This window comes from Streptomyces avermitilis MA-4680 = NBRC 14893 (assembly GCF_000009765.2).
Lineage (GTDB): Bacteria > Actinomycetota > Actinomycetes > Streptomycetales > Streptomycetaceae > Streptomyces > Streptomyces avermitilis.
Window position 1 is genome coordinate 7,868,427 of record NC_003155.5, and the last position, 20,492, is coordinate 7,888,918.

General features: G+C 72.0%; 17 protein-coding genes. 7 read left to right on the forward strand and 10 right to left on the reverse strand.

The annotated features are described in order from the left end of the window. Positions 1 to 19: 19 nt before the first annotated feature. The 3 genes from SAVERM_RS33785 to SAVERM_RS33795 form a co-directional block, all read right to left on the reverse strand. Positions 20 to 1,114: a GNAT family N-acetyltransferase gene (locus tag SAVERM_RS33785; RefSeq protein ID WP_010987975.1), complete on the reverse strand. Its 1,095-nt coding sequence runs from the start codon at positions 1,112 to 1,114 to the stop codon at positions 20 to 22. Between the two features lie 4 nt (positions 1,115 to 1,118). Next, positions 1,119 to 1,541, reverse strand: coding sequence for a hypothetical protein (locus tag SAVERM_RS41975; RefSeq protein ID WP_202497554.1), 423 nt, complete (start codon positions 1,539 to 1,541; stop codon positions 1,119 to 1,121). A gap of 175 nt (positions 1,542 to 1,716) precedes the next feature. Next, on the reverse strand, positions 1,717 to 2,925 hold the full coding sequence (locus SAVERM_RS33795; RefSeq protein WP_037646393.1) for a S8 family peptidase: 1,209 nt from the start codon (positions 2,923 to 2,925) through the stop codon (positions 1,717 to 1,719). A gap of 314 nt (positions 2,926 to 3,239) precedes the next feature. On the opposite strand from SAVERM_RS33795, the gene SAVERM_RS33800 reads away from it, so the two are divergent. Beyond that, positions 3,240 to 4,049: an SGNH/GDSL hydrolase family protein gene (locus SAVERM_RS33800; RefSeq protein ID WP_010987978.1), complete on the forward strand. Its 810-nt coding sequence runs from the start codon at positions 3,240 to 3,242 to the stop codon at positions 4,047 to 4,049. 34 nt (positions 4,050 to 4,083) lie between these two features. Here SAVERM_RS33800 and SAVERM_RS33805 read toward each other — a convergent pair whose 3' ends face one another. The 4 genes from SAVERM_RS33805 to SAVERM_RS33820 form a co-directional block, all read right to left on the reverse strand. Next, complete coding sequence (locus tag SAVERM_RS33805; protein ID WP_037646397.1) at positions 4,084 to 5,700, reverse strand: serine/threonine-protein kinase; 1,617 nt, start codon at positions 5,698 to 5,700, stop codon at positions 4,084 to 4,086. Positions 5,701 to 5,763: 63 nt separating this feature from the next. After that, positions 5,764 to 7,488 (reverse strand): urease accessory protein UreH domain-containing protein, encoded by a 1,725-nt coding sequence (locus SAVERM_RS33810; protein WP_010987980.1) that lies wholly within the window; start codon positions 7,486 to 7,488, stop codon positions 5,764 to 5,766. Then, positions 7,485 to 9,434, reverse strand: a complete 1,950-nt coding sequence (locus SAVERM_RS33815) for a tetratricopeptide repeat protein (RefSeq protein WP_037646399.1) — start codon at positions 9,432 to 9,434, stop codon at positions 7,485 to 7,487. The genes SAVERM_RS33810 and SAVERM_RS33815 overlap by 4 nt, the downstream gene beginning before the upstream one ends. Before the next feature lie 110 nt (positions 9,435 to 9,544). Continuing rightward, entirely contained in the window at positions 9,545 to 11,065 is a 1,521-nt protein-coding gene (locus SAVERM_RS33820; protein ID WP_010987982.1) for a DUF4331 domain-containing protein, read from the reverse strand. Positions 11,066 to 11,303: 238 nt separating this feature from the next. Here SAVERM_RS33820 and SAVERM_RS33825 point away from each other — a divergent pair, with 238 nt between their 5' ends. The 3 genes from SAVERM_RS33825 (at position 11,304) to SAVERM_RS33835 (ending at position 13,043) form a co-directional block, all read left to right on the forward strand. Further along, a complete protein-coding gene (locus SAVERM_RS33825) occupies positions 11,304 to 11,846 on the forward strand; it encodes a sigma-70 family RNA polymerase sigma factor (RefSeq protein ID WP_037646638.1) in 543 nt (180 codons plus the stop codon). Beyond that, positions 11,843 to 12,658 carry an anti-sigma factor gene (locus tag SAVERM_RS33830; RefSeq protein WP_010987984.1) on the forward strand — a complete coding sequence of 272 codons (816 nt, stop codon included), beginning with the start codon at positions 11,843 to 11,845 and terminating at the stop codon, positions 12,656 to 12,658. The genes SAVERM_RS33825 and SAVERM_RS33830 overlap by 4 nt, the downstream gene beginning before the upstream one ends. Before the next feature lie 115 nt (positions 12,659 to 12,773). Beyond that, positions 12,774 to 13,043 (forward strand): hypothetical protein, encoded by a 270-nt coding sequence (locus tag SAVERM_RS33835; RefSeq protein ID WP_010987985.1) that lies wholly within the window; start codon positions 12,774 to 12,776, stop codon positions 13,041 to 13,043. A gap of 187 nt (positions 13,044 to 13,230) precedes the next feature. Here SAVERM_RS33835 and SAVERM_RS33840 read toward each other — a convergent pair whose 3' ends face one another. From SAVERM_RS33840 to hmgA, 3 genes are read right to left on the reverse strand one after another with little or no spacing between them, the layout of a single operon-like run. Beyond that, positions 13,231 to 14,418, reverse strand: a complete 1,188-nt coding sequence (locus SAVERM_RS33840; protein ID WP_010987986.1) for a type ISP restriction/modification enzyme — start codon at positions 14,416 to 14,418, stop codon at positions 13,231 to 13,233. 48 nt (positions 14,419 to 14,466) lie between these two features. Continuing rightward, positions 14,467 to 15,216: a GntR family transcriptional regulator gene (locus SAVERM_RS33845; RefSeq protein WP_010987987.1), complete on the reverse strand. Its 750-nt coding sequence runs from the start codon at positions 15,214 to 15,216 to the stop codon at positions 14,467 to 14,469. Between the two features lie 50 nt (positions 15,217 to 15,266). Continuing rightward, on the reverse strand, positions 15,267 to 16,583 hold the full coding sequence (gene hmgA, locus SAVERM_RS33850; protein ID WP_010987988.1) for a homogentisate 1,2-dioxygenase: 1,317 nt from the start codon (positions 16,581 to 16,583) through the stop codon (positions 15,267 to 15,269). Between the two features lie 166 nt (positions 16,584 to 16,749). On the opposite strand from hmgA, the gene SAVERM_RS33855 reads away from it, so the two are divergent. From SAVERM_RS33855 to SAVERM_RS33865, 3 genes are all read left to right on the forward strand, one after another. After that, the gene (locus tag SAVERM_RS33855; protein WP_010987989.1) at positions 16,750 to 17,415 is read left to right on the forward strand and encodes a hypothetical protein; all 666 of its coding nucleotides are present in this window, start codon (positions 16,750 to 16,752) and stop codon (positions 17,413 to 17,415) included. Beyond that, complete coding sequence (locus SAVERM_RS33860; RefSeq protein WP_010987990.1) at positions 17,412 to 18,032, forward strand: TetR/AcrR family transcriptional regulator; 621 nt, start codon at positions 17,412 to 17,414, stop codon at positions 18,030 to 18,032. The genes SAVERM_RS33855 and SAVERM_RS33860 overlap by 4 nt, the downstream gene beginning before the upstream one ends. 189 nt (positions 18,033 to 18,221) lie before the next feature. Further along, the gene (locus SAVERM_RS33865; protein WP_010987991.1) at positions 18,222 to 20,453 is read left to right on the forward strand and encodes a molybdopterin oxidoreductase family protein; all 2,232 of its coding nucleotides are present in this window, start codon (positions 18,222 to 18,224) and stop codon (positions 20,451 to 20,453) included. Positions 20,454 to 20,492 lie beyond the last annotated feature (39 nt).

Below are 20,492 nucleotides of genomic sequence, written 5' to 3' on the forward strand. Positions count from 1 at the left end.
TTGTTGGTTTGGCCGTTACCTAACGACTCGAACGGATTTTCCCCATCCGTTTGAGTATCCTGTCGGCCGACTCGAAAAGCTCCGGCCGGGACAGCACCGCATTGCGCAGTGCCCGGACCGGGGCGCGATGCGCCCTGTGCCCGAACGCGATCGGGTGACGGCGCGTCACCCACCCCTCGGACACGGCGATTTCCCGTGTCTTGAGGGAATCCTTGTAATCCTTCTGACCCCGGCCGAGATCCAGATGGGCGATGCCGTCCGCCGCCGCGGCCTCGGCCATGCGCAGATGCAGGATCAGCCCGGGCGAGTACTTCGCGTACGCCGGGTCGTACGCCGGGAACCAGCACGCCAGCACCCGCTCACTGCGCAGTCCGAAGTGAGCGGCGACCGGCCTGTCGTCCGCGTAGAGCACCGAGAGGATGCCCGCGAACGGCTCGGAGCGGGAGTGGAAGAGCTGCTGCACCAGGTGGGTGATCCAGGCGTGCGCGAAGCGGTCGCTGCGCCCGGTCCTGCGGTACTGCGCGGACTTCCAGGTCATCAGTGTGCGCAGCGCGGCCGGATCGCGCTCGTCGTGGACGTAGCGCACGCCGCCGGTGTCCCGGCCGAGCTTGCGCTCCTTGGCGAGCGTGGTCCTGGTGAACTTCGGCGACCGGGCGCGCAGTCCGCGCAGATACGCCTCGTAGCCCTGGTCGACCTCCATCACCGGGGACGGGAAGGTGCCGGCGGCTCCCGCCTCGAACGGCGCCTGGCCTGCCACCAGGTGGTCGAACTCCCACAGGGCGAGCCCGCAGGCCTGGAGCAGCTCCTGGGCGTCCCAGGTGAAGCCGGCCCTGTGCACGAGGCCCTGGCAGTCGGAGACACCGAGACCGACGGCCCGGCCCACGCCGGTGGCCGTCCTCTGGAACGGGAAGAACGCGGCGGGCTCCCCGTCCTCGCGGGCGACCGCGATACGTACGCCGCGTCTGCAGCGGCCCACCGCGAGTGTGAACTCGGGGGACAGGAACGGGTTCGCCAGCTCGGGCGAGCCGTCCAGATGGGCCTTCGACTGCAAGGCCGTCCAGGCCGCCCGGTCGGCGGCGCTCAGTTCGCCGGGGCGGTACACGCTGATGTCCACGTCGTCAGGCCCGTCTTCTTGCCGTACGGCCGCGCAGCCGCCGTACGAGTACCAGCAGGAGAACGAGGGAGCTGATCGCGGTGACGGCCGCGATGCCGCCGTGGACCGACCAGCGGTGCACGGCCAGCATGCCCTGGGCCACCAGCATGTCGACGGCGACGGCTCCCGCAACCGAGACCAGGACGCGACCGAAGGGTTCCAGCCCGCGCAGCACGGCGCCGATGGCGACGGACGGCGCCGCGAGCAGGAAGAACAGCGTGAACGGGCCGCGCAGGGGTGAGTCCACGTCGGCGAGCGCGAGGACCGCGCCGACTCCTCCGATCGCGGTCGCTGCGCCCGCGAGCAGCGGCGACAGGTCCCTCCCCGGACCCTGCCCCGACCGCTGTGCGCTGTCTGTTGAAGGTGTCTTGATGCGTATGGTCTGCATTGGCGACTTTGCCCCCCGAAGCGCCGGATGCCGGGCTTCAATGTCGCGCAGCGGACGGGGGGCCGTCAAGATGCGGACGGCGCTCGCGCGGGTTCCGGGGCCGCTTTAAACATGCGTTCCCCGAAGGCGCGGGACGCCTCCGGGGAACGGTGGTGCGGGTCGACGGGACCGGTGGTTACGGGACGATCTTCAGGAGCCTGTTCGGCGATCCGGTGCCCGCGCTGGTGACCTTGCCGGTGGTGGCGCCGCCGGTCAGGGCCGAGGCGACCTGTGCCGGGGTGGCCGAGGTGTGGCCGGCCAGATAGACGGCGGCCGCGCCCGCGACGTGCGGGGTCGCCATCGACGTACCGGAGATGGTGTTCGTGGCCGTGTCGCTGGTGTTCCAGCCCGCCGTGATCGAGGAGCCGGGCGCGAAGATGTCCAGGACCGAGCCGTAGTTGGAGTAGCTGGCCTTGGCGTCGGTGCTGGTGGTGGCGCCGACCGTGATCGCCGCGGCGACCCGGGCGGGGGAGTACGAGGAGGCGTTGGCGCTGCTGTTGCCCGCCGCGACCGCGTAGGTCACACCGCTGGCGATGGAGTTCGACACCGCCGTGTCCAGCGAGGTGGAGGCGCCGCCGCCGAGCGAGAGGTTGGCGACGGAGGGGCCGCTGTGGTTGTTGGTCACCCAGTCGATGCCCGCGATCACGCCCGCGGTGGTGCCGGAGCCGGCGTCGTCGAGCACCCGGACCGCCACGATCTTCGCCTTCTTGGCGACGCCGTAGGTCGAGCCCGCGATGGTGGTGGCCACATGGGTGCCGTGGCCGTTGCCGTCGGAGGCGGTGGTGTCGCCGTCCACGGCGTCATAGCCGTACGAGGCCCGGCCGCTGATCTGCGCGTGCGTGATGCGTACGCCGGTGTCGATGACGTACGCCGTCACACCGCTGCCCGCCGTGTCCGGGTAGGTGTAGGTGGTGGAGAGCGGGAGCGAGGTCTGGTCGACGCGGTCGAGGCCCCAAGGGGCGCTGGACTGCGTGGTGTCGGTCAGGTGCACCGTCTGGTTCTGCTCGACCGTGGCCACCGCCGGGTCGGCGGCGAGTCTCCTGGCCTCGGTCGCGGAGAGGTTGGCCGTGTAGCCGTTCAGCGCGGCGCCGAACGTCTTCTTCACCGTGCCGCCGTACTCGTTGATCAGGCCCTTGCCCTTGCTCGACGCGGCCTTGAAGCCGGTGCCCTTCTTGAGCGTGACGATGTAGCTGCCCTTGATCGCGGTGGGGGAGCCGGCGGCGAGCACCGTGCCCTCGGCCGGGGTGGCCTGGGCGGGCAGTGCGGTGAATCCGCCCACGAGGGCGCCGGTCGCCACGGCGGTTATCGCGGCGATCCGGATCTTCTTGCTACGCAGCTGTGCCATACGAGGGAGTCCTCCTCTGGGCAGCGGCGCGCCTGGGTGGGGCGCACGGCTGTGGGGGGTGCGCGCGTCATCACGCACACGGCCCTGGAGCGTCGTGTTCCGCCCTGGGTTGAGTAAAGCCTCGGCCATCTACGGGGGTGGCTCAAGGGAGTTGAGACCCTGTCATGAGTCTGACATGAGCACGCAATCAACGGGGCCGTGAGCACCCCGGGGCGACCCCGGAAAGTGCCGAGAAGTCTTGGCATGGACACTTCCTGTCAACACGCGTAGCTGGTACGACGGTTACGGCAGAGATCCTGCTAAAGGGAGGTTCCATGAGACGTTCCCGAATTACGGCATACGTGACCTCACTCCTCCTCGCCGTCGGCTGCGCCCTCACCGGGGCAGCGACGGCGCAGGCGTCCCCAGCCGCCGCGGCCACGGGCTATGTGGCCCTCGGCGACTCGTACTCGTCCGGTGTCGGCGCCGGCAGCTACCTCAGCTCCAGCGGCGACTGCAAGCGCAGTTCGAAGGCCTATCCGTACCTCTGGCAGGCCGCGCATTCACCCTCGTCGTTCAGTTTCATGGCTTGCTCGGGCGCTCGTACGGGTGATGTCCTGGCCAATCAGCTCGGCACCCTGAACTCGTCCACCGGCCTGGTCTCCCTCACCATCGGAGGCAACGACGCGGGCTTCTCCGACGTCATGACGACCTGTGTGCTCCAGTCCGACAGCGCCTGCCTCTCCCGCATCAACACGGCGAAGGCGTACGTCGACTCCACCCTGCCCGGCCAACTCGACAGCGTGTACACGGCGATCAGCACGAAGGCCCCGTCGGCCCATGTGGCCGTGCTGGGCTACCCCCGCTTCTACAAACTGGGCGGCTCCTGCCTCGCGGGCCTCTCGGAGACCAAGCGGTCCGCCATCAACGACGCGGCCGACTATCTGAACAGCGCCATCGCCAAGCGCGCCGCCGACCACGGCTTCACCTTCGGCGACGTCAAGAGCACCTTCACCGGCCATGAGATCTGCTCCAGCAGCACCTGGCTGCACAGTCTCGACCTGCTGAACATCGGCCAGTCCTACCACCCGACCGCGGCCGGCCAGTCCGGCGGCTATCTGCCGGTCATGAACAGCGTGGCCTGAGCTCCCACGGCCTGAATTTTTAAGGCCTGAATTTTTAAGGCGAAGGTGAACCGGAAGCGGAGGCCCCGTCCGTCGGGGTCTCCGTCGCACAGGTCACCGAGAACGGCACGGAGTTGGACGTCGTGCGCACCGGGTCGCGCACCTCGACGGCGATCTCGTTCGAGATCGTTCCGCTCGTGTCGTACGTGGTGACGAACACCTGCTTCTGCTGGGTCTTTCCGCCGCTCGCCGGGAAGGACAGCGTCTTCCAGCCCGGATCCGGGACCTCGCCCTTCTTGGTCACCCAGCGGTACTCCACCTCGACCGGCACCCGGCCCACCGTGAAGGTCGCCGTGAACGTGGGCGCCTGGGCGGTGGGCGGCGGGCAGGCACCGGAGTAGTCGGTGTGCACGCCGGTGACCGTCACCTTCACGGACTGGGCCGGCGGGGTCGTCGTACCGCCGCCGCCACCGCCGCCTCCCGGAGTGGAGCCCGAGCTGTGGTCGCCCCCGCCGTCGGCGTTGTCGTCCTCGGGGGTTTTCGAACTCCCGCCTCCGGCACTCCCGTTCGAGCTGCTGCTCGTCGTGCCTGCCGTGCCGCCGCCGTTGTCACGGGTCAGCAGGGCGTACGTCAGTCCCGCCAGGGCGAGGGCCAGCGCGGCCAGTCCCGCGATGACGGCGACGGCCGCGCGTCGGTTGCGGGCGGGTTCGGGGGAGGCCGCCTCCGCGCGCGCCGCCGAGGGCCGTGTGGCTGCCGAGGCGGGGACCGGGCGCGGAGGAGTGTCCGACGGGCCCGGGAAGGCGGTGACCGTGGGCGAGTAGGCCGACGTGCCGGTGCGCGGGGTGCCGCCCGCGCCGATCAGCCGCAGGTCCTGCTCGGCCTGTTCGGCGGGGACGCGGTCCGCCGGGTCCTTGCGCAGCAGCCCCTCGATGACCGGGGCCAGCGGGCCCGCCCGGAACGGCGGCGGCAACTCCTCGTCCACGACCGCGCGGAGCGTGCTCAGCGGGGTGTCGTGGCGGAACGGAGAGTTGCCCTCCACGGCCGCGTAGAGCAGGACGCCGAGCGACCACAGGTCGGACTCGGGTCCCGGCGTACGCCCCAGTGCCCGCTCGGGGGCGAGGAACTCGGGCGAGCCGATGACCTCGCCGGTCATGGTCAGCGCCGAGCTGCCCTCGACCGTGGCGATGCCGAAGTCGGTGAGCACCACCCGGCCGTCGTTCGCCATCAGGACGTTGCCCGGCTTGACGTCGCGGTGCAGCACCCCCGCCGTGTGCGCGGCGCGCAGGGCGGCGAGCACCTCGGCGCCGATGTGCGCGGCCCGCTGCGGCGAGAGCGGGCCCTCGGCGTCCAGCAGGTCGGACAGCGCGATCCCGCGGATCAACTCCATGACGATCCAGGGGCGGCCGTCCTCGTGGGCGACGTCGTAGACCGTCACGACGTTCCGGTTCGCGACGCGGGCGGCGGCCCACGCCTCACGCTCCAGCCGGGTGTACATCCGCTCGATCTCGGCGGCCGGGAGCCCCGCCGGGGCGCGCACCTCCTTGACCGCGACCTCGCGGTGCAGGACCTCGTCGTGGGCGCGCCACACGGTGCCCATGCCGCCCTCGCCGAGGGGGGACAGCAGGCGGTAGCGTCCCGCGATCACACGTTCACTGCCCGGTTCTTCGGACACGGGCGTCCCCCCATCGCATCCGCGCGATTGCTCCACTCCGCGTGATTTCTCCCCAAAAGTAGCTCACCCGAGTGCGGATGCCGCCCCCTTGAGCACCAATCCGGCCCCGAGAGCTACGACGACGAACGCGGACCCCAGGGGCACGGTCCTGCGCACCAGCGCGGCCATCGGCCCGTCGGTCCAGCGGGGACGCCGGTTCAGCACACGTGTCATCCCGCTGCCCAGCTTGACCACGGCGAACCCGGCCGCGGTCAGTGTGAGGGCGAGTCCGACGCCGTATGCCACGACGAGCAGCAGCCCGAACCACGCCTTCCCCAGCGCCGCGGCGCCCACCAGGACGACGACGGCCGAGGGGCTGGGCACCAGCCCGCCGGCGAAGCCGAGCAGGATCGTGCCGCGGAGGGTGGGGGCGATCTCGTGGGTGTGGGTGAAGCCGCCGTGGGTGTGTTCGAGGGTGGGGGAGTGGGGGTGCTTGTGGTCGTGGTCGTGGTCGTGCTTGTGGCCGTGGCCGTGGCCGTGGTTCTCGTTGTGCTTGTGGCTGTTGCTGTGGTTGTGGTTCTGGTCGTGCGGGTGGGTGTGGGGTGCGTCGTGCGCGTGGGTCTCGCCGTGCGCGTGTGCGAGGACCAGGGGCCGCTCGTGCGCGTGTTCCCTGTGGTCCGCGTGATCGTGATGCACGTGATCGCCGTGGTCGTGGCTGTGGTCGTGGTCGTGGCTGTGGTCGTGCTTGTGCCCGTGGTCGTGGCCGTGCGCAGGCACCCGGTTCCGCCAAGCCCGTCGTACGAGGGTCATGCCCGCCGTCGTCACCAGAACCCCGCTCGCGATGCCCAGCCAGGCGATCACCGAGGGCGCGGCCGCCGAACCGGCGGTGACCAGGAGGCCAAGGGCCACCACGCCCAAGGTGTGGGTGACCGTCACCGACGCGGCCAGCGGCAGGACGTCCCGAAGCGTGGCGCGGCCGCCGCGGGCCGCCGCCGTCGCGGCCATCAGCGTCTTGCCGTGCCCCGGCGCGAGCGCGTGCAGCGCGCCGAGGCCGACCGCGATGAGCAGCGCCAGCGCGGCGAAGCCGGCCGTCAGATCGTGGCGGGCCACCAGACCGTCCAGCGCCCGGGTCCAGCGGTCGGCGCCGCGCGGGAGCACGGAGGCGGCGGGTGCGTCCCGCTGCTCCTCGACGAGCGCGGGGCCGCCGGGGCGTACCCGCAGGGACGCGGCCGCGGTGTCGGCCGGGGACGACAGCAACTGCTTGGGGTAGCTGGTCAGTTCCTGTGACACCGACTTCTTCGGTACGTCCGACGCGGTGAGCGTCATACGGTCGCCGCGCGCGGTGATCTCCCGCCAGCCGGGGCCGGACGTGGCGCCCGCGCTGTGGAAGCCGAGGGTGACCGAGTCGCCCTTGGGCAGGGGTGCCGTCAGCCGGCACTCCACCCGTAGGGTGTTCAGCCCCGCCTGGCCGGGCCGCACGCGCGCGTGGCTGGTGCCGGCGGAGAGCGCGACCTGGCGGCCGCCGACGGTCACCTTGCTGTCGTGCGCGGCCGTCTCGCACCGCTGCCGCGCCCAGTCGGTCATGCCGAGCTTCTTGATCTCCGGCTTGGCCTGGGTCGCCGGGATCTCCGCGAGGTCTTCGACGTGGTCGACCCGGAGCTGTCCTGGGGCGGCGACGAGACCGTCGTACCGGTTGACGGTGAAGTTGCCGAGCGGATGCGCGCTCGCCGGCCCGGACGGGACGAGGACGAGGGCGCAGGCGGCCGTGAGTACGGCGGCGCAGGAGGCGAACGCGCGGCGGGGGTTCACTTCGCCGCCCCCAGTGCCGTGCGGGCCTCGCGGGCGCCGAGCGGTGAGAAGCCCGGGTTCAGGTCGAGGGCCGACTTCAGGGAGGCGCGGGCGTCCTTCGCGTCGCCGGCGGCGCGCTCGATGATGCCGCGGTGGTAGAGGAAGGACGCGTTGTGGTAGCCCGTGGCGGTGGCCCGACGGGCGTACGGCAGGGCGTCCTTGTCGCGGCCGTTGACGTGCAGGGCCCAGGCGAGCGCGTCCGCGGTGTGCACGGTGTGGCGGCGGGCCCATTCGGCGCGGGCCGCCTTCAGCGCGGCCTTGGCGTCACCGTGGTCGGCGGCGGCCAGGGCCGTGTCGAGGTCGGCGTTGACGCCGTTGGCGCGGGCCAGCGCGACCCAGGCGTCGACCAGCGCGTACTGGTCGCGGGCCTTCTGCGGATTGCCCTTCTTGCCGCGCGCCTCGTACAACTCACCCAGTTCCACCAGTGGTTGGGGCAGCGGGAAGCGCTCCACGACCTGCTCCATACCGCGGATCGCCGCTGCGCTGTCGCCCTGCGCGGCCTGGGCGCGGGCCCGGCCCTCGAGAGCCGGGAGGTAGCTGTCGTCGGCGGCGAGGGCGCGCGCGTAGTAGGTGAGGGCCGCCTTGTACTCACCCTGGTTCCAGGCGAGTTGGCCCAGCGCCGACGCGACGTACGAGATGTCGCCGCGGCTCGTGGCGGTGCTCAGCGCCTGCTCCAGGACGCGGCGGGCGGTTTTCACGTCCCCCCGCAGTTCCCGGACGTAGGCGTACCGCGTGAAGACCGGGACGCCGGGGCGCCGTTGGTCGGCCACGTCGGCGGCCTTCGACGCGTCGTCGTAGCGGCCGAGTTCGACGAGGGCGTCGATACGGGAGGACAGGGCGCGCTCGCTGTACGGGTTCTGCTTCAGCGCCCGGTCCGCGTAGGTCAGGGCGCCGTGGAAGTCGTGCCGGGCGGCGGCGAGGGCGGCGCGTCCGGCGAGCGCCGGGTCGTTGTCGGGCCGCAGTCGCAGGGAGCGGTCCAGTGCGCGCTGCGCCTGCGGGTAGCGGGAGGGGTCGCCCTTGGTGCGGGCCTGCTCGATGTACGCGAGGCCGAGCGTCGCCCAGCCGCCGAAGTCCTTGGGCTGGGCCCGGAGGTGAGCCTGGAGGGAGGTGATGCTCGCGTCCAGGTCGCCACTGGCGAGCAGTTGCGGGGACACGGCGACCGGCGCGGCGGCGGCATTGGCGGTTCCGCCGTCCCGGACGGCGCCGAGCACCACGGCCCCGGCGGTGAGTGCGACCGCCAACGCGGCCGCACAGAAGCCGAGTTGGGCCGCGCGCCAACGACGCCCGGACACGGACAGCCGGCGGACGGCGGCGACACGCTCGTCGCGCACGCCATCGGCCCCGGACCCCGGGGCCTGCGCCAGGGCCTTCGGCGCCACGGCCTCCTGCGCCGGGGCCTCCTGGGCCACGGCACCGGCCTGGAGCTCCTTGGCCGTAGTTCCCGCTGCGGGCTCTTCGGCCGTGGTGTCGGCCGGGGACTTCTTGGCCGTGGCGCCGGCGGGCTTCTCGGGCGCGGCGCCGGTCGGCGGTTCCTTGACCGCAGCTCCCGCTGCGGGCTCCTCGGCCCTGGCGTCGGCCGGTGACTCCTTGGCCGTAGCCGCCGCTGCGGACTCCTCGGCCGGGGCGGCGGCCGCGGATTGCTGAGCCACGGCGTCGGCGGGCGATTCCTCGGTCGTAGCGCCCGCCGAGGGGTCCTCGGTCGTGGCGCCCGCCGAGGGCTTCTCGGTCGTGGCGCCCACCGAGGGTTCCTCGGTCGTGGCGCCCCCCGCGGATTCCTCGGGCATGGCCCCGGCCGTACCGGTCGCCGAAGCCGGTGTGCCGGTCTCGGCGGTCCCGGCCTCCGGCCCGGCGGGCGGCTGCTCGCCGCCGTCGCTCTCCGGCGCGCTGTCGTTCGTACGCGGGGACATGCCCTCTCCTCGATGTCCTTGAGGGAAACGGTCGTTGTGGCGGATGAGCGGCGCGGCCCGCACCGTGGGGGATGGGTTACGTGCGGGCCGCGCCAGTCAGTGGGCCGGGACTAGTACGCCCGGTTGCGCCGACGCCACCACGCCAGACCGGTGGCGATCAGCAGGAACCCGGCCGCGCCCGCCGCCGCGGAGGCCGCGATCAGCGTGGTGTTGGAACCGTCCGTGGCGTTCGCGATCAGACCGTCGCCCAGCTGGTTGCGCACGCTGTTGCCGGTGCCGCCGGCGGTCTTCCCGCGCGAACCGGCCGTCGGCTCGGCCACGTACGGGAAGGAGTGCTCGAACTTCTTGTCGTTCTTGTTGACCGCGTCACCCAAGTCGTTCTTGGAGCCGACCAGTTCGCCCTCCACGACCTGGAGCGCCTCGTCGATCACGTCGTCGGTGAGCCGGCGTCCGTTCGGGAAGCCCGCGTTGTCGCCGTCGAGCACACCGAGCCGCTTGGGCTTGGCGGTGGGCTCGATCGAGGTGTTGAGCCGCAGTTCCTCGGCCGGTGTCACGTGCGGCGGCTGGTTGAGGCCCTTCACGCCCTTCAGGAACACGTCGACCAGGTCGTTGCGCGGCTCGGCGGGCGCCTTGATCTTGTAGATCGCCTCGATGAGCTTCGGCAGCTCCGGGTTGGTCACGTTCTTCAGGAACTGCGCGTCCTCCCAGGGCGAGGACGCGTTGAACTTGTCCTTGTCCTTCTGCGGGTTGACGACCTCGTTGACCAGCGGGTTGCCGAGGCGCGAGACCTGCGTGTAGTGACCGCGGGCGTCCTTGCGCTGGGTCGTGGACCAGATGCCGACGATCGGCTGGTCCTTCGACTCGGTGATCATGTCGGTCGGCAGCTGAAGGGCGATCGAGTTGACGTTGTAGCCCTTGAGGGTGTCGCGCCCGACCTCCGACAGGTCTCCGCCGTACAGCAGGTCGAAGACCCGCAGATCCAGGAAGAACGGGTCGTCCGCCTGGCCGGCGAACGTCGTGGAGTCGCCCGCGAGCTTGTACACGGCCTGGTTGCGCAGCTTGGTGTAGTCCGGCATCGACGCCTTGCCGACGTTCGACGGCGCCACGGGGATGTCGTCCGCGACCTTCGTGCGGGAGACCAGCTTCTGGTCGTGCAGCCTGAGCAGATCGATGTCGTACGTCTGCGTGATGTTCAGGTCGGGGTCGTCGAGGCTGTCCACCGGACCCGTGTTGTACAGGAACGTGTCGCCGTTCTTGCGGTGCGTCTTGAACGTGTAGCGGTAGATCAACTCGCCCTGGGCGTCACCGTTGTTGTCGATGTGGATGTCGTACTGGGCGTCCTCCGCGAACGTGTAGAAGTTCGGACCGCCCGCCGGATCCTCGAACGGGATCCAGTTCGCGATGACCGTCGTCGTGTCCGGCTTGTCCGGGCTCACGAACGCGTACACGTCGGTGTTGTCGTACTGGGGAGTGCCCGAGATCAGCGGGGCCTCCCGGTGACTGGAGGCGGAGGCCGCCCCCGGTTCCAGCGCGGTGACGCCGGCGGCCGCGAGCCCCCCGGCGGCCAGCGCACCACTTATGAGGGTCGCAAGGCTCCTGCGTCCCGCACCGCTCCTGGAGATAGGTGTCATGCCGTCCGTCCTCAGTGCCAACTTGCCTGACGAACCGCATTCGGAGCGGTCGCCGGGGTGGATTGGTCGAATCCCAAACGTTCTTACGGTGACTTTCGCCAGTTGTTTCATCGGCGCGGGACCCGCGTTTTCGCTTCCCCCATCCGTAACCCCATCCGAAGACGTGATCGCTGCGAATACTTCAGTGAGGCGGGACGGGCCGGAGACGGCCGGAGAGGGGGGACTGGTGGGGGTGCTGGTGCATGCGGACGAGCTCCTGGTGCTCGTGGCCGAAGGTGACCAACGGGCATTCGAAGAGCTGTACGGACTGGTGTCCGGGCCGGTGTTCGGTCTGGTGCGCCGGGTCGTGCGGGATCCGGCGCAGTCGGAGGAGGTGGCTCAGGAGGTGCTGCTCGAACTGTGGCGCTCCGCCGCCCGCTTCGACCCCGGCCGGGGCAGCGCCCTCTCCTGGATCCTCACCCTCGCGCACCGCCGCGCGGTCGACCGGGTGCGCAGCGCCCGCGCGGCCGGCGAACGCGAGCAGCGCGAGGCGCTCCGCGCCCACCACCCCGCCTTCGACCAGGTCGCCGAGGAAGTCGAGGCCGGCCTCGAACGCGAGTGGGTACGCCGCTGCCTGGACCGCCTGACCGCCCTGCAACGCCAGTCCGTCACCCTCGCCTACTACGACGGCTACACGTACCGTGAAGTGGCCGAGCGGCTCTCGCTGCCCCTCGGCACGGTCAAGACGCGAATGCGCGACGGACTCACGCGGCTGCGCAACTGCCTGGGAGGAGCCGCATGAGCGCCCTCGACCGTCTGCTGCGCCGCGATCTGCACTCGCTTGCCGCGCCCTACGCCCTCGACGCCCTCGAGCCCGACGAACGCCGTCGCTTCGAGAGACACCTCAAGGGCTGCGACCGCTGTGCGGCGGAGGTGCGGGACCTGTACGAGGACGCGGTGCGGCTCGCCTGGTCCACGGCGGCCCCGCCGCCGGCGGCGCTGCGGGACCGGGTCCTCAGCGCCGTACGCAGCACACCCCAGGAAGCTCCCCAGGGTGCGTCGCGTGCGCGGGAGCCGCATCTGCCGGCCCATGTCTGGGGAACCGCGCCGCCCCCGGCACGCGCCCGCGCCCGCCGCACGCGCCCCCTCTTCGTCCCGCTCGCCACCGCCACGGCCGCCGCCGCCCTCGTCGTGGCGTCACTGTTCGCCGTGCAGGCCGGCCGAACCCAGGACCAACTCGCCGAGCAGCAGGCCCAGGCACGTGAGATCGCCCACGTTCTGGCCGCTCCCGACGCCCGGGCGACCAGTGACCGGGACGCGAAGGGCCGTGGTATCGGAGTGATCGCCTCCGCATCTGAGGGGCGCGCGGTCGTCACCCTGAGCGGGTTCCGGGCGCCGTCCGGCGGCCGCGTGCATCAGCTGTGGCTCATGCGCCCCAACGGCCAACCGCGCTCCCTCGGGCTCTTCGACGGCGACGCGCCCTTGGTCGCGAGCGGGCTGAACACCAAGGCGACGTCACTTGCTGTGACCGTCGAGCCCGACGGAGGCTCAGCGCAGCCCACCAGCCAGCCAGTTGTCCAACTCGCCCTGGAATCGGTCGGATTCGGAGAGTAACCGTCAACACCCTTACCGGCAAGGTGAATCCTGCGCCCGCGATACCCGAGTGCCACGAGGGGGCGATAGGGTTAGCCTGCCCGGGCCGGGTGGACTCGTACGGGTGGGGAGTGACATGGAACAGATAACAGTGCGCAGCAGGGCACGGGTCCCTGCGATCACCTGCGGGAGCAGCGCGACCAGCTCGCGCCTCGACCGCCATCTCGCAGTGCTGGGCGGCCCCGCCATCCCGCAGCGCGAGACGGCCGAGGCCACGTCGCTGATGCGTGAGCTCACCGCGCGTGACACCGCGCACGACCGCAGCGGCAGGGGCGCGCGAGTGAGGCGAGTCTCGCTCTTCGCACCACTGCGCCGACTGCGCCGTTCGCTGTTCGGCGGGCGCTGAACAAACCGGCGTTCCACAAGGGCCCGCGCTCACGCCACACCGACCCGGCACGCGCTGCGATCTCGTCGTCCATCATCCCCACGGCACGCAGCGGCGCCCCGGTGTACCGCATGAGTGCGGGCCCTTTCCCTTCTCCCCCCGACGCCCCACCACCCCCGGCACCCCCCTCGCGCGTCACCCGCGCGGTCTAGATCAGCGCGAACTGGCCTTCCGGACCCTCTTCGTGGTGGTCGAGCACCGAAGCGGGCCGACGTGCCGCATCCGGTACCGGGAGCACACCGGCCCGGTACAGCTCGGCCGCGGTGACCGGTGCCCCCGCCGCCGACTCGCCGTGGCGCGGGCCGATCTCGCCCAGCAGGGCGAGCACGGTGATGAGTTCCAGCAGTTCGGACGTCCACGCCTGCGGCCAGGCCGCGGGGCGCACCGCCTCCAGCGTGCCCGGCTCGGCGGGCTCCGTGCGGCGGGCGAACCACGCCTCGAGGACCCGGACCCCGCCGACGTGGAAATCCCAGGCGCCGCCCGGCACCGGTGAGATCCGGCCCTCGCCGATGTGCAGGGCCTCCTCCGCGCGGTCGTAGAGGAGTTCCAGGGGGCGGGCGGGGAGCGGAGCGCGGACGTAGGGGCGGCGCCCGCCCGGCAGCTTGGGGCGCTCGCCGGTGCGGCACATCAGCCACAGCGTCCGGTGGCCCGACTCCGTGCCCCGGGACCAGAGGCCGGGGTCCGCGGTGAGCGGCACCTCGATGCCCTCGGGGCCCGGCCGCGCGGCCGCCAGAATCCAGGCCAGGGCGTCGACGGGTGACACGGGGCGGCCCAGGCGTCCGGCGAGATGCTCCACCAGGCCCGGTGCCAGGTTCGGTTCGAGACGTCCCGGGCGCCGGTACAGCGGGCGGACGGGACCTGAGCGGACGGCCGGCGACTTCACCGGCAGCAGCGGCGAAGCCAGCAGCAGGGGGCCGGTGGACCCGGGCGCGACCGTCTGCTCGGCCACGAACACCTGGCCCTCGTCCGCCACCCGCCACAGCTCGGGCCGTGCCGCGTCGAGGAGCCGGTGGTCCGGGATCAGCCACTGTTCGTCGAACGGGTCGCCGAGCACACGCACGGGCTCCGGGCACGGGCCCGTCGCACGGGCGAGCCGCCCCGTCCCGCTGGACTGGCCCGGCAGCTGGGCCACCGCGGAGTGCAGGGTGCGTGCGCGGGTCGGCTCGAACAAGGCCTCGCGGTCCGGCCCCTCGGCCTTCAGCAGGGCGTCCCAGCGCGCCTTCAGCGAGGCCACGTCGGGCGCCATCGGCCAGCCACGGCCCAGCCGCAGAGGTGCGACCGACCACGGCATGAGGTCCGCGAGCAGCGGAGCGTCGTCGTGCGTCACGCTGGGCATCGTACGACGTGGCCGGCCGACCTCAAGGGGGTCATGAGGGAACGGGGATCAGTCGGCGTCGAGGGTGACCGTGAACGAGAAGCGGTCGCCGCGGTAGTGGATGACCGCCACGTCCAGGACCTGTCCGTCCTCGTCGTACGTCACGCCCGTGTAGTGCAGGATCGGGCTGAGCAGCGGCACTTGGAGCAGCCGCGCCGTCTCCGGATCCGCCAGCCGCGCCTCCACGGTGTCGGTGATACGGCCGATGCGTACGCCCACGACGTCCCGCAGCACCTTGGTCATCGGCCAGCGGGCCAGGTCGTCCAGGCCGATGCGCTCGGCCAGTTCGGGCCGCACGTAGTTGCGGGCGTGGTTCGTCGGCTCGCCGGTCCGCTCGTCGGCGCGCAGCCGGTGGTACGTCGCCACCTCGTCCACATCCGGGAAATACTCGGCGAGTTCCCCCGAAACGGGTGATCTGCCGTGCTCCAGCAGCTCCGCCACCATGCCCGACTGCTGCGCCACGATCGCGTCCACCGAGCCGAGCAGCCGCACCGGGGCGCCCCGCTGGACGCCCGGCTCGATGAACGTGCCCCGTCGGCGATGGCGGGTGATCAGCCCCTCGTCCTCCAGCTCCTTGAGCGCCTGCCGCATGGTCAGCACGCTCACTCCGTAGTGCCCCGCCAACTGTTCCTCGGTCGGCAGGCGCAGCGGGTCCTGGGGCGACCGGCCGAGTATCGAGGCGCGCAGGGACTGCGATACCTGATACCAGAGCGGCAGTTTGCGGTTCAGAACGATCGAGTCCGGGGCGAAAGAGGTCACGAGGGCTATCCGTACCGGTCGCGGGCGTGCAGTGCAACGGGCGGTGGCGCTCAGTCCGACGGACGGAAGTGGCGCTGGAGCCCCTGCCACACGTCGTCGTACGCGGGTTGGAGGTGCTCGGCGCGGGCCGCCTGGGCCGTCGCGGTCACCGGCCAGCGCGTCTCGAACATGAACGCGAGACCGTCGTCGATCTTCTGCGGCCGCAGCTCGGCGGCGCTCGCCCGGTCGAAGGTCTCCCGGTCGGGCCCGTGCGCCGACATCATGTTGTGCAGCGACCCCCCACCGGGAACGAAACCGGCCGCCTTGGCGTCGTAGGCGCCCTCGATGAGCCCCATGTACTCGCTCATCACGTTCCGGTGGAAGTACGGCGGCCGGAACGTGTCCTCACCCACCAGCCAGCGCGGCGCGAACACCACGAAGTCGACGCCGGCGAGCCCCGGGGTGTCGGACGGTGAGGTCAGCACCGTGAAGATCGACGGGTCCGGGTGGTCGTAGCTGATGGTGCCCAGCACATTGAAACGGCGCAGGTCGTAGGTGTACGGCACGTGGTTGCCGTGCCAGGCGACCACATCCAGGGGCGAGTGGTCGTATGTCGCCGTCCAGAGGTTGCCGCAGAACTTGTTCACCACCTCGACGGGGCCCTCGACGTCCTCGTACGCGGCCACGGGAGCCTTGAAGTCCCGGGCGGCCGCGAGTCCGTTGGCGCCGATCGGGCCGAGGTCGGGGAGCTGGAAGGGGGCGCCGTAGTTCTCGCAGACGTAGCCCCGGGCGGACTCGTCGAGGAGGTCCACGCGGAAGCGGACGCCGCGGGGGACCAGCGCGACCTGGCCCGGCTCCGCGTGCAGCAGCCCGAACTCGGTGCGCAGGAGCAGTCCGCCGCGCTCCGGCACGATCAGCAGCTCCCCGTCGGCGTCGCTGAAGACGCGGTCCATCGAGGAGTTGGCGTGATACAGGTGCACGGCCATGCCGGTGCGCTGGGTGGCGTCGCCGTTGCCGCCGAGGGTCCACAGGCCGCCGACGAAGTCCGTCCCGGCGGGGGGCTCGGGCAGCGGGTTCCAGCGCAGCCGGTTCGGGTCGGGCGCCGTCTCCGTGAAGGGGGCGGTGCGGATCGCGCCGTTGTCCGCGCGGGTGAACGGGGGGTGCGCGGCCGAGGGGCGGATCCGGTACAGCCACGAGCGCCGGTTGTGTGCCCTGGGCTCGGTGAACGCCGAGCCGCTGAGCTGCTCCGCGTACAGGCCGAGCGGGGCGCGCTGCGGGGAGTTGCGGCCCTCGGGGAGGGCGCCGGGGACCGCTTCCGAGGCGTGTTCGTTGCCGAACCCGGTGAGATGGGCCAGTCCTTCGGCGGTCTTCCGTGCGTCCCCGCTCATGATCGCTCCCTCGTTCCTGATTCCTATGCATCACCGTAGGATTCGGGTGCGGTGTGCGCAAGGGGGATGGTGGGGAAGCAGGCCGGGGCAGGACCCGCCTTCCGGACGCGCAAGACCCGACTTCAGGAGGATCCGGCTGTCGGAGGGGTGCTCTACTCTCCCCGGCATGTCGTGGACGCGCGGACCGCTCGCGGCGCTCGCGGTGTGCGCCCTGCTCGGCGGCGCGGCGGGCTGTGGCGCCGACGGCGCGCACGGGCGGCGGGGCGGGGCGACGGCCTCGCCGGTGGGCAAGCTGCTGGACGACACGGACGAGAGGGGACGGCACTACCGTGAAGTCGACGAGAAGGGCGCACCCGAGGTCTCCGTCGAGGTCCAGCCGGACTCCGACGACAGCTGGGACGTCCTGCTGACCGTCCACAACTTCCGCTTCTCGCCGCCCGGCGCGCGAGCGGTGCCGGTGGCCGGACGCGGTGTCGCCCTGCTCTCGCTGGACGGCCGCGCCCTCGCGCGGCTGCGCACCCCGGACCATCACCTCCCCGGCAAGCTGGTCCCGCGCGGCACGCATCACGTCACGGTGCGTCTGTACGCGGACGACGGCACGGTGTGGGCCGTGGACGGCCGGCCCGTCCAGAGCACGGCGGACATCACGGCGTCGGGGACGGGGCCGACGAGGCCGCACTCGACGCCGAGCGGGGCCGGGGGCGGGGCGGAGGGGGCGAGCGGGACGCCCACCCAGGGCACCGGCGACTCCGCGGCCGGGATGAGTGTGGGGCGCACCCATCTCCGTACAGACGGGCGAGGTTCACCGGACTCCCGCGGAAAGGCATCATGAAGCCCGTGCCCCAAGCGACATCGCTGCGCCGCGCGCCCGTCCAACGACGGAGCGCCGAACGGCTGACCAGGATCCTCGACGCCTGCGCCGACCTCCTCGACGAGGTCGGCTACGACGCCCTGAGCACCCGGGCCGTGGCCCTGCGTGCCGGCGTGCCCATCGGCTCCGTGTACCGCTTCTTCGGCAACAAGCGCGCGATGGCCGACGCGCTCGCCGAACGCAACTTCGAGCGCTACACCGACCGCGTCACCCACCGCCTCGAGCAGTCGGACGGCGAGGGTGACTGGCGCGCGGCGATGGACGCGGTCCTCGACGAGTACCTGGACATGAAGCGCACGGCGCCCGGCTTCTCCCTCGTCGACTTCGGCAACCAGATCCCGGTCGGCGCCCGCTACGCCGAACCCAACCACCGCGTCGCCGACCGTCTGACGGAACTCCTGTCGGCGTACCTCGGCCGCACCCCCGACGACGACCTCCGCCGCACGTTCCTGATCGCGGTCGAAACCGCCGACACCCTGGTCCACCTGGCCTTCCGGATGTCCCCCGAGGGAGACGAGGACATCATCGCGGAGACCCGGGCACTGCTGAGGGCCTATCTGGGGCGCGTACTGGACTGAGCGGAGCCCGGGCGGCGGCGAAGGGGCCGGCGGCACTCGCGACGGGCCGCTCCGCGGCGACCGGCCGGCGGTCGGCCGTGCGCGGGTTTCCGACGAGGTCCCCGGCAGCCCCTCCCCTCCTGCCATACCGCTCGGTATGCTCGGCTCGATCCGTGCGTCACCGTTGCCGCCACCCCTCTGGGAGGACCCGTGTCCCGCACCGCCCTGCGTATCTGCCCCTTGTGCGAGGCCACCTGCGGGCTGACGCTCACCATCGAGGGGACCCGGGTGACCAAGGCCCGCGGCGACCGCGACGACGTGTTCAGCAAGGGGTTCATCTGCCCGAAGGGCGCGTCCTTCGGGGCGGCCGACGGAGACCCGGACCGGCTGCGGACGCCGCTCGTCCGCGAGGACGGGGAGCTGCGCGAGGCCACCTGGGAGGAGGCGTTCGACGCCGTCGCCGCCGGACTGCGGCCCGTCGTCGAGGAGCACGGACCGCACGCCGTCGGTGTCGTCCTCGGCAACCCGAACGTCCACACCATGGCCGGCGCCCTCTACCCGCCCGTCCTGCTCGCCGGTCTGCGCACCCACAGCCTCTTCACCGCCTCCACCGTCGACCAGATGCCCAAGCACGTCTCCAGCGGTCTGCTGTACGGCGACGCGGTGGCCATCCCCGTGCCCGACCTCGACCGCACCGACCATCTGCTGCTGCTCGGCGCCAACCCCCTCGAATCCAACGGAAGTCTCTGCACCGCCCCCGACTTCCCCGGCAAGCTCAAGGCCCTCAAGGCCCGCGGCGGCACCCTCACCGTCGTCGACCCGCGCCGCACCCGCACCGCCAAGCTCGCCGACCGGCACGTCGCCATCCGCCCCGGCACCGACGCACTGCTGCTCGCGGCGATGGCGTACGTGCTCTTCGAGGAGCGGCTCGTCGACCTCGGGGAGCTCGCCCCGCATGTCCAGGGCGTCGACGAACTCGCCGACGCGCTGAGGGACTTCACCCCCGAAGCGGCGAGCCCGTCGTGCGACGTACCGGCCGACGTGATCCGGGAGCTCGCCCGTGAACTGGCCGCCGCCCCGACCGCCGCCGTCTACGGCCGCATCGGCAGCTGCACCGTCCCGCACGGCACGCTCGCCAGCTGGCTCGTCGACGTGCTCAACATCCTCACCGGCAACCTCGACCGGCCCGGCGGCGCCCTGTTCCCGCTGTCCGCCACCGACAAGGCGCCCCGGCCCGCCGGACCCGGCCGTGGCTTCGCGCTCGGGCGGTGGCACAGCCGGGTGAGCGGACACCCGGAGGCCAAGGGCGAGCTGCCGCTGTCCGCGCTCGCCGAGGAGATCGACACCGCCACCGGCGAGGGCAGCCCGGTCCGCGCCCTCATCGCAGTCGCCACCAACCCGGTACTCTCCGCGCCCGACGGCGACCGCCTCGACAAGGCCCTCGGCTCGCTCGACTTCATGGTCAGTGTCGACCCGTACCTCAACGAGACCTCGCGCCACGCCCATGTCGTCCTGCCGCCGCCCCCGCCCTCCCAGGCGCCGCACTTCGACTTCGCGTTCAACGCCTTCGCCGTGCACAACCAGGTCCGCTACACCCGCGCCGCCGTCCCCCTGGAACCCGGCCGGATGGCGGAGACCGAGATCCTCGCACGGCTCGTGCTCGCCGCCACGGGCATGCACGGCGCCGCCCCCGACGCCGTGGACGCCCTGGTCATCGACCAGACACTGGGCAAGGCCGTCACGGACCCGCACGCGCCCGTGCACGGCCGCGACCCGGGCGAACTCGCCGCCGTGCTCACCGGGGACAGCGGCCCCGAGCGGCGGCTCGACATGATGCTGCGCCTCGGCCCGTACGGCGACGGATTCGGCGCCCGGCCGGACGGGCTCACCCTGGAGAAGGTGCTCGCCCACCCGCACGGCATCGACCTCGGGCCGCTCACGCCGCGCCTGCCGCAGCCCCTGAAGACACGCAGCGGCAAGGTCGAGCTGCTGCCCGGACCCATCGCCGGCGACCTGCCGAGGCTGCGCGAGGCGCTGCGGGAGCGGTCCGAGGGGCTCGTGCTCATCGGGCGGCGGCATCTGCGGTCCAACAACAGCTGGCTGCACAACGTGCCCGCCCTCACCGGCGGCACCAACCGCTGCACCCTGCACATCCACCCCGAGGACGCCGAGCGCCTCGGCCTCACCGACGGGGCGCCGGTCCGGGTCAGGGGCGCCGGGGGAGCGGTCACGGCCCCCGTCGAGGTCACCGACGGCATCCGGCGCGGGGTCGTCAGCCTCCCGCACGGCTGGGGCCACGACCGGCCCGGCACCCGGATGAGCCATGCCGCGCTGGACCCCGGCGTCAACGTCAACCAGCTCCTCGATGGCAGCCTGCTCGACCCGCTCTCGGGCAACGCCGTGCTCAACGGCGTACCCGTCGAGCTGACACGCACATCCTGACCTGGAGTTTTGCGCTTATTGCTCCCATGTCAACGTCTT

Excerpts from the sequence above, each read along its gene's own strand:
- SAVERM_RS41975 (WP_202497554.1), bottom strand. The coding sequence starts at position 1,541 with ATGCAGACCATACGCATCAAGACACCTTCAACAGACAGCGCACAGCGG.
- SAVERM_RS33795 (WP_037646393.1), bottom strand. The coding sequence starts at position 2,925 with ATGGCACAGCTGCGTAGCAAGAAGATCCGGATCGCCGCGATAACCGCC.
- SAVERM_RS33800 (WP_010987978.1), top strand. The coding sequence starts at position 3,240 with ATGAGACGTTCCCGAATTACGGCATACGTGACCTCACTCCTCCTCGCC.
- SAVERM_RS33815 (WP_037646399.1), bottom strand. The coding sequence starts at position 9,434 with ATGTCCCCGCGTACGAACGACAGCGCGCCGGAGAGCGACGGCGGCGAG.
- SAVERM_RS33820 (WP_010987982.1), bottom strand. The coding sequence starts at position 11,065 with ATGACACCTATCTCCAGGAGCGGTGCGGGACGCAGGAGCCTTGCGACC.
- SAVERM_RS33830 (WP_010987984.1), top strand. The coding sequence starts at position 11,843 with ATGAGCGCCCTCGACCGTCTGCTGCGCCGCGATCTGCACTCGCTTGCC.
- SAVERM_RS33835 (WP_010987985.1), top strand. The coding sequence starts at position 12,774 with ATGGAACAGATAACAGTGCGCAGCAGGGCACGGGTCCCTGCGATCACC.
- SAVERM_RS33840 (WP_010987986.1), bottom strand. The coding sequence starts at position 14,418 with ATGCCCAGCGTGACGCACGACGACGCTCCGCTGCTCGCGGACCTCATG.
- hmgA (WP_010987988.1), bottom strand. The coding sequence starts at position 16,583 with ATGAGCGGGGACGCACGGAAGACCGCCGAAGGACTGGCCCATCTCACC.
- SAVERM_RS33855 (WP_010987989.1), top strand. The coding sequence starts at position 16,750 with ATGTCGTGGACGCGCGGACCGCTCGCGGCGCTCGCGGTGTGCGCCCTG.
- SAVERM_RS33860 (WP_010987990.1), top strand. The coding sequence starts at position 17,412 with ATGAAGCCCGTGCCCCAAGCGACATCGCTGCGCCGCGCGCCCGTCCAA.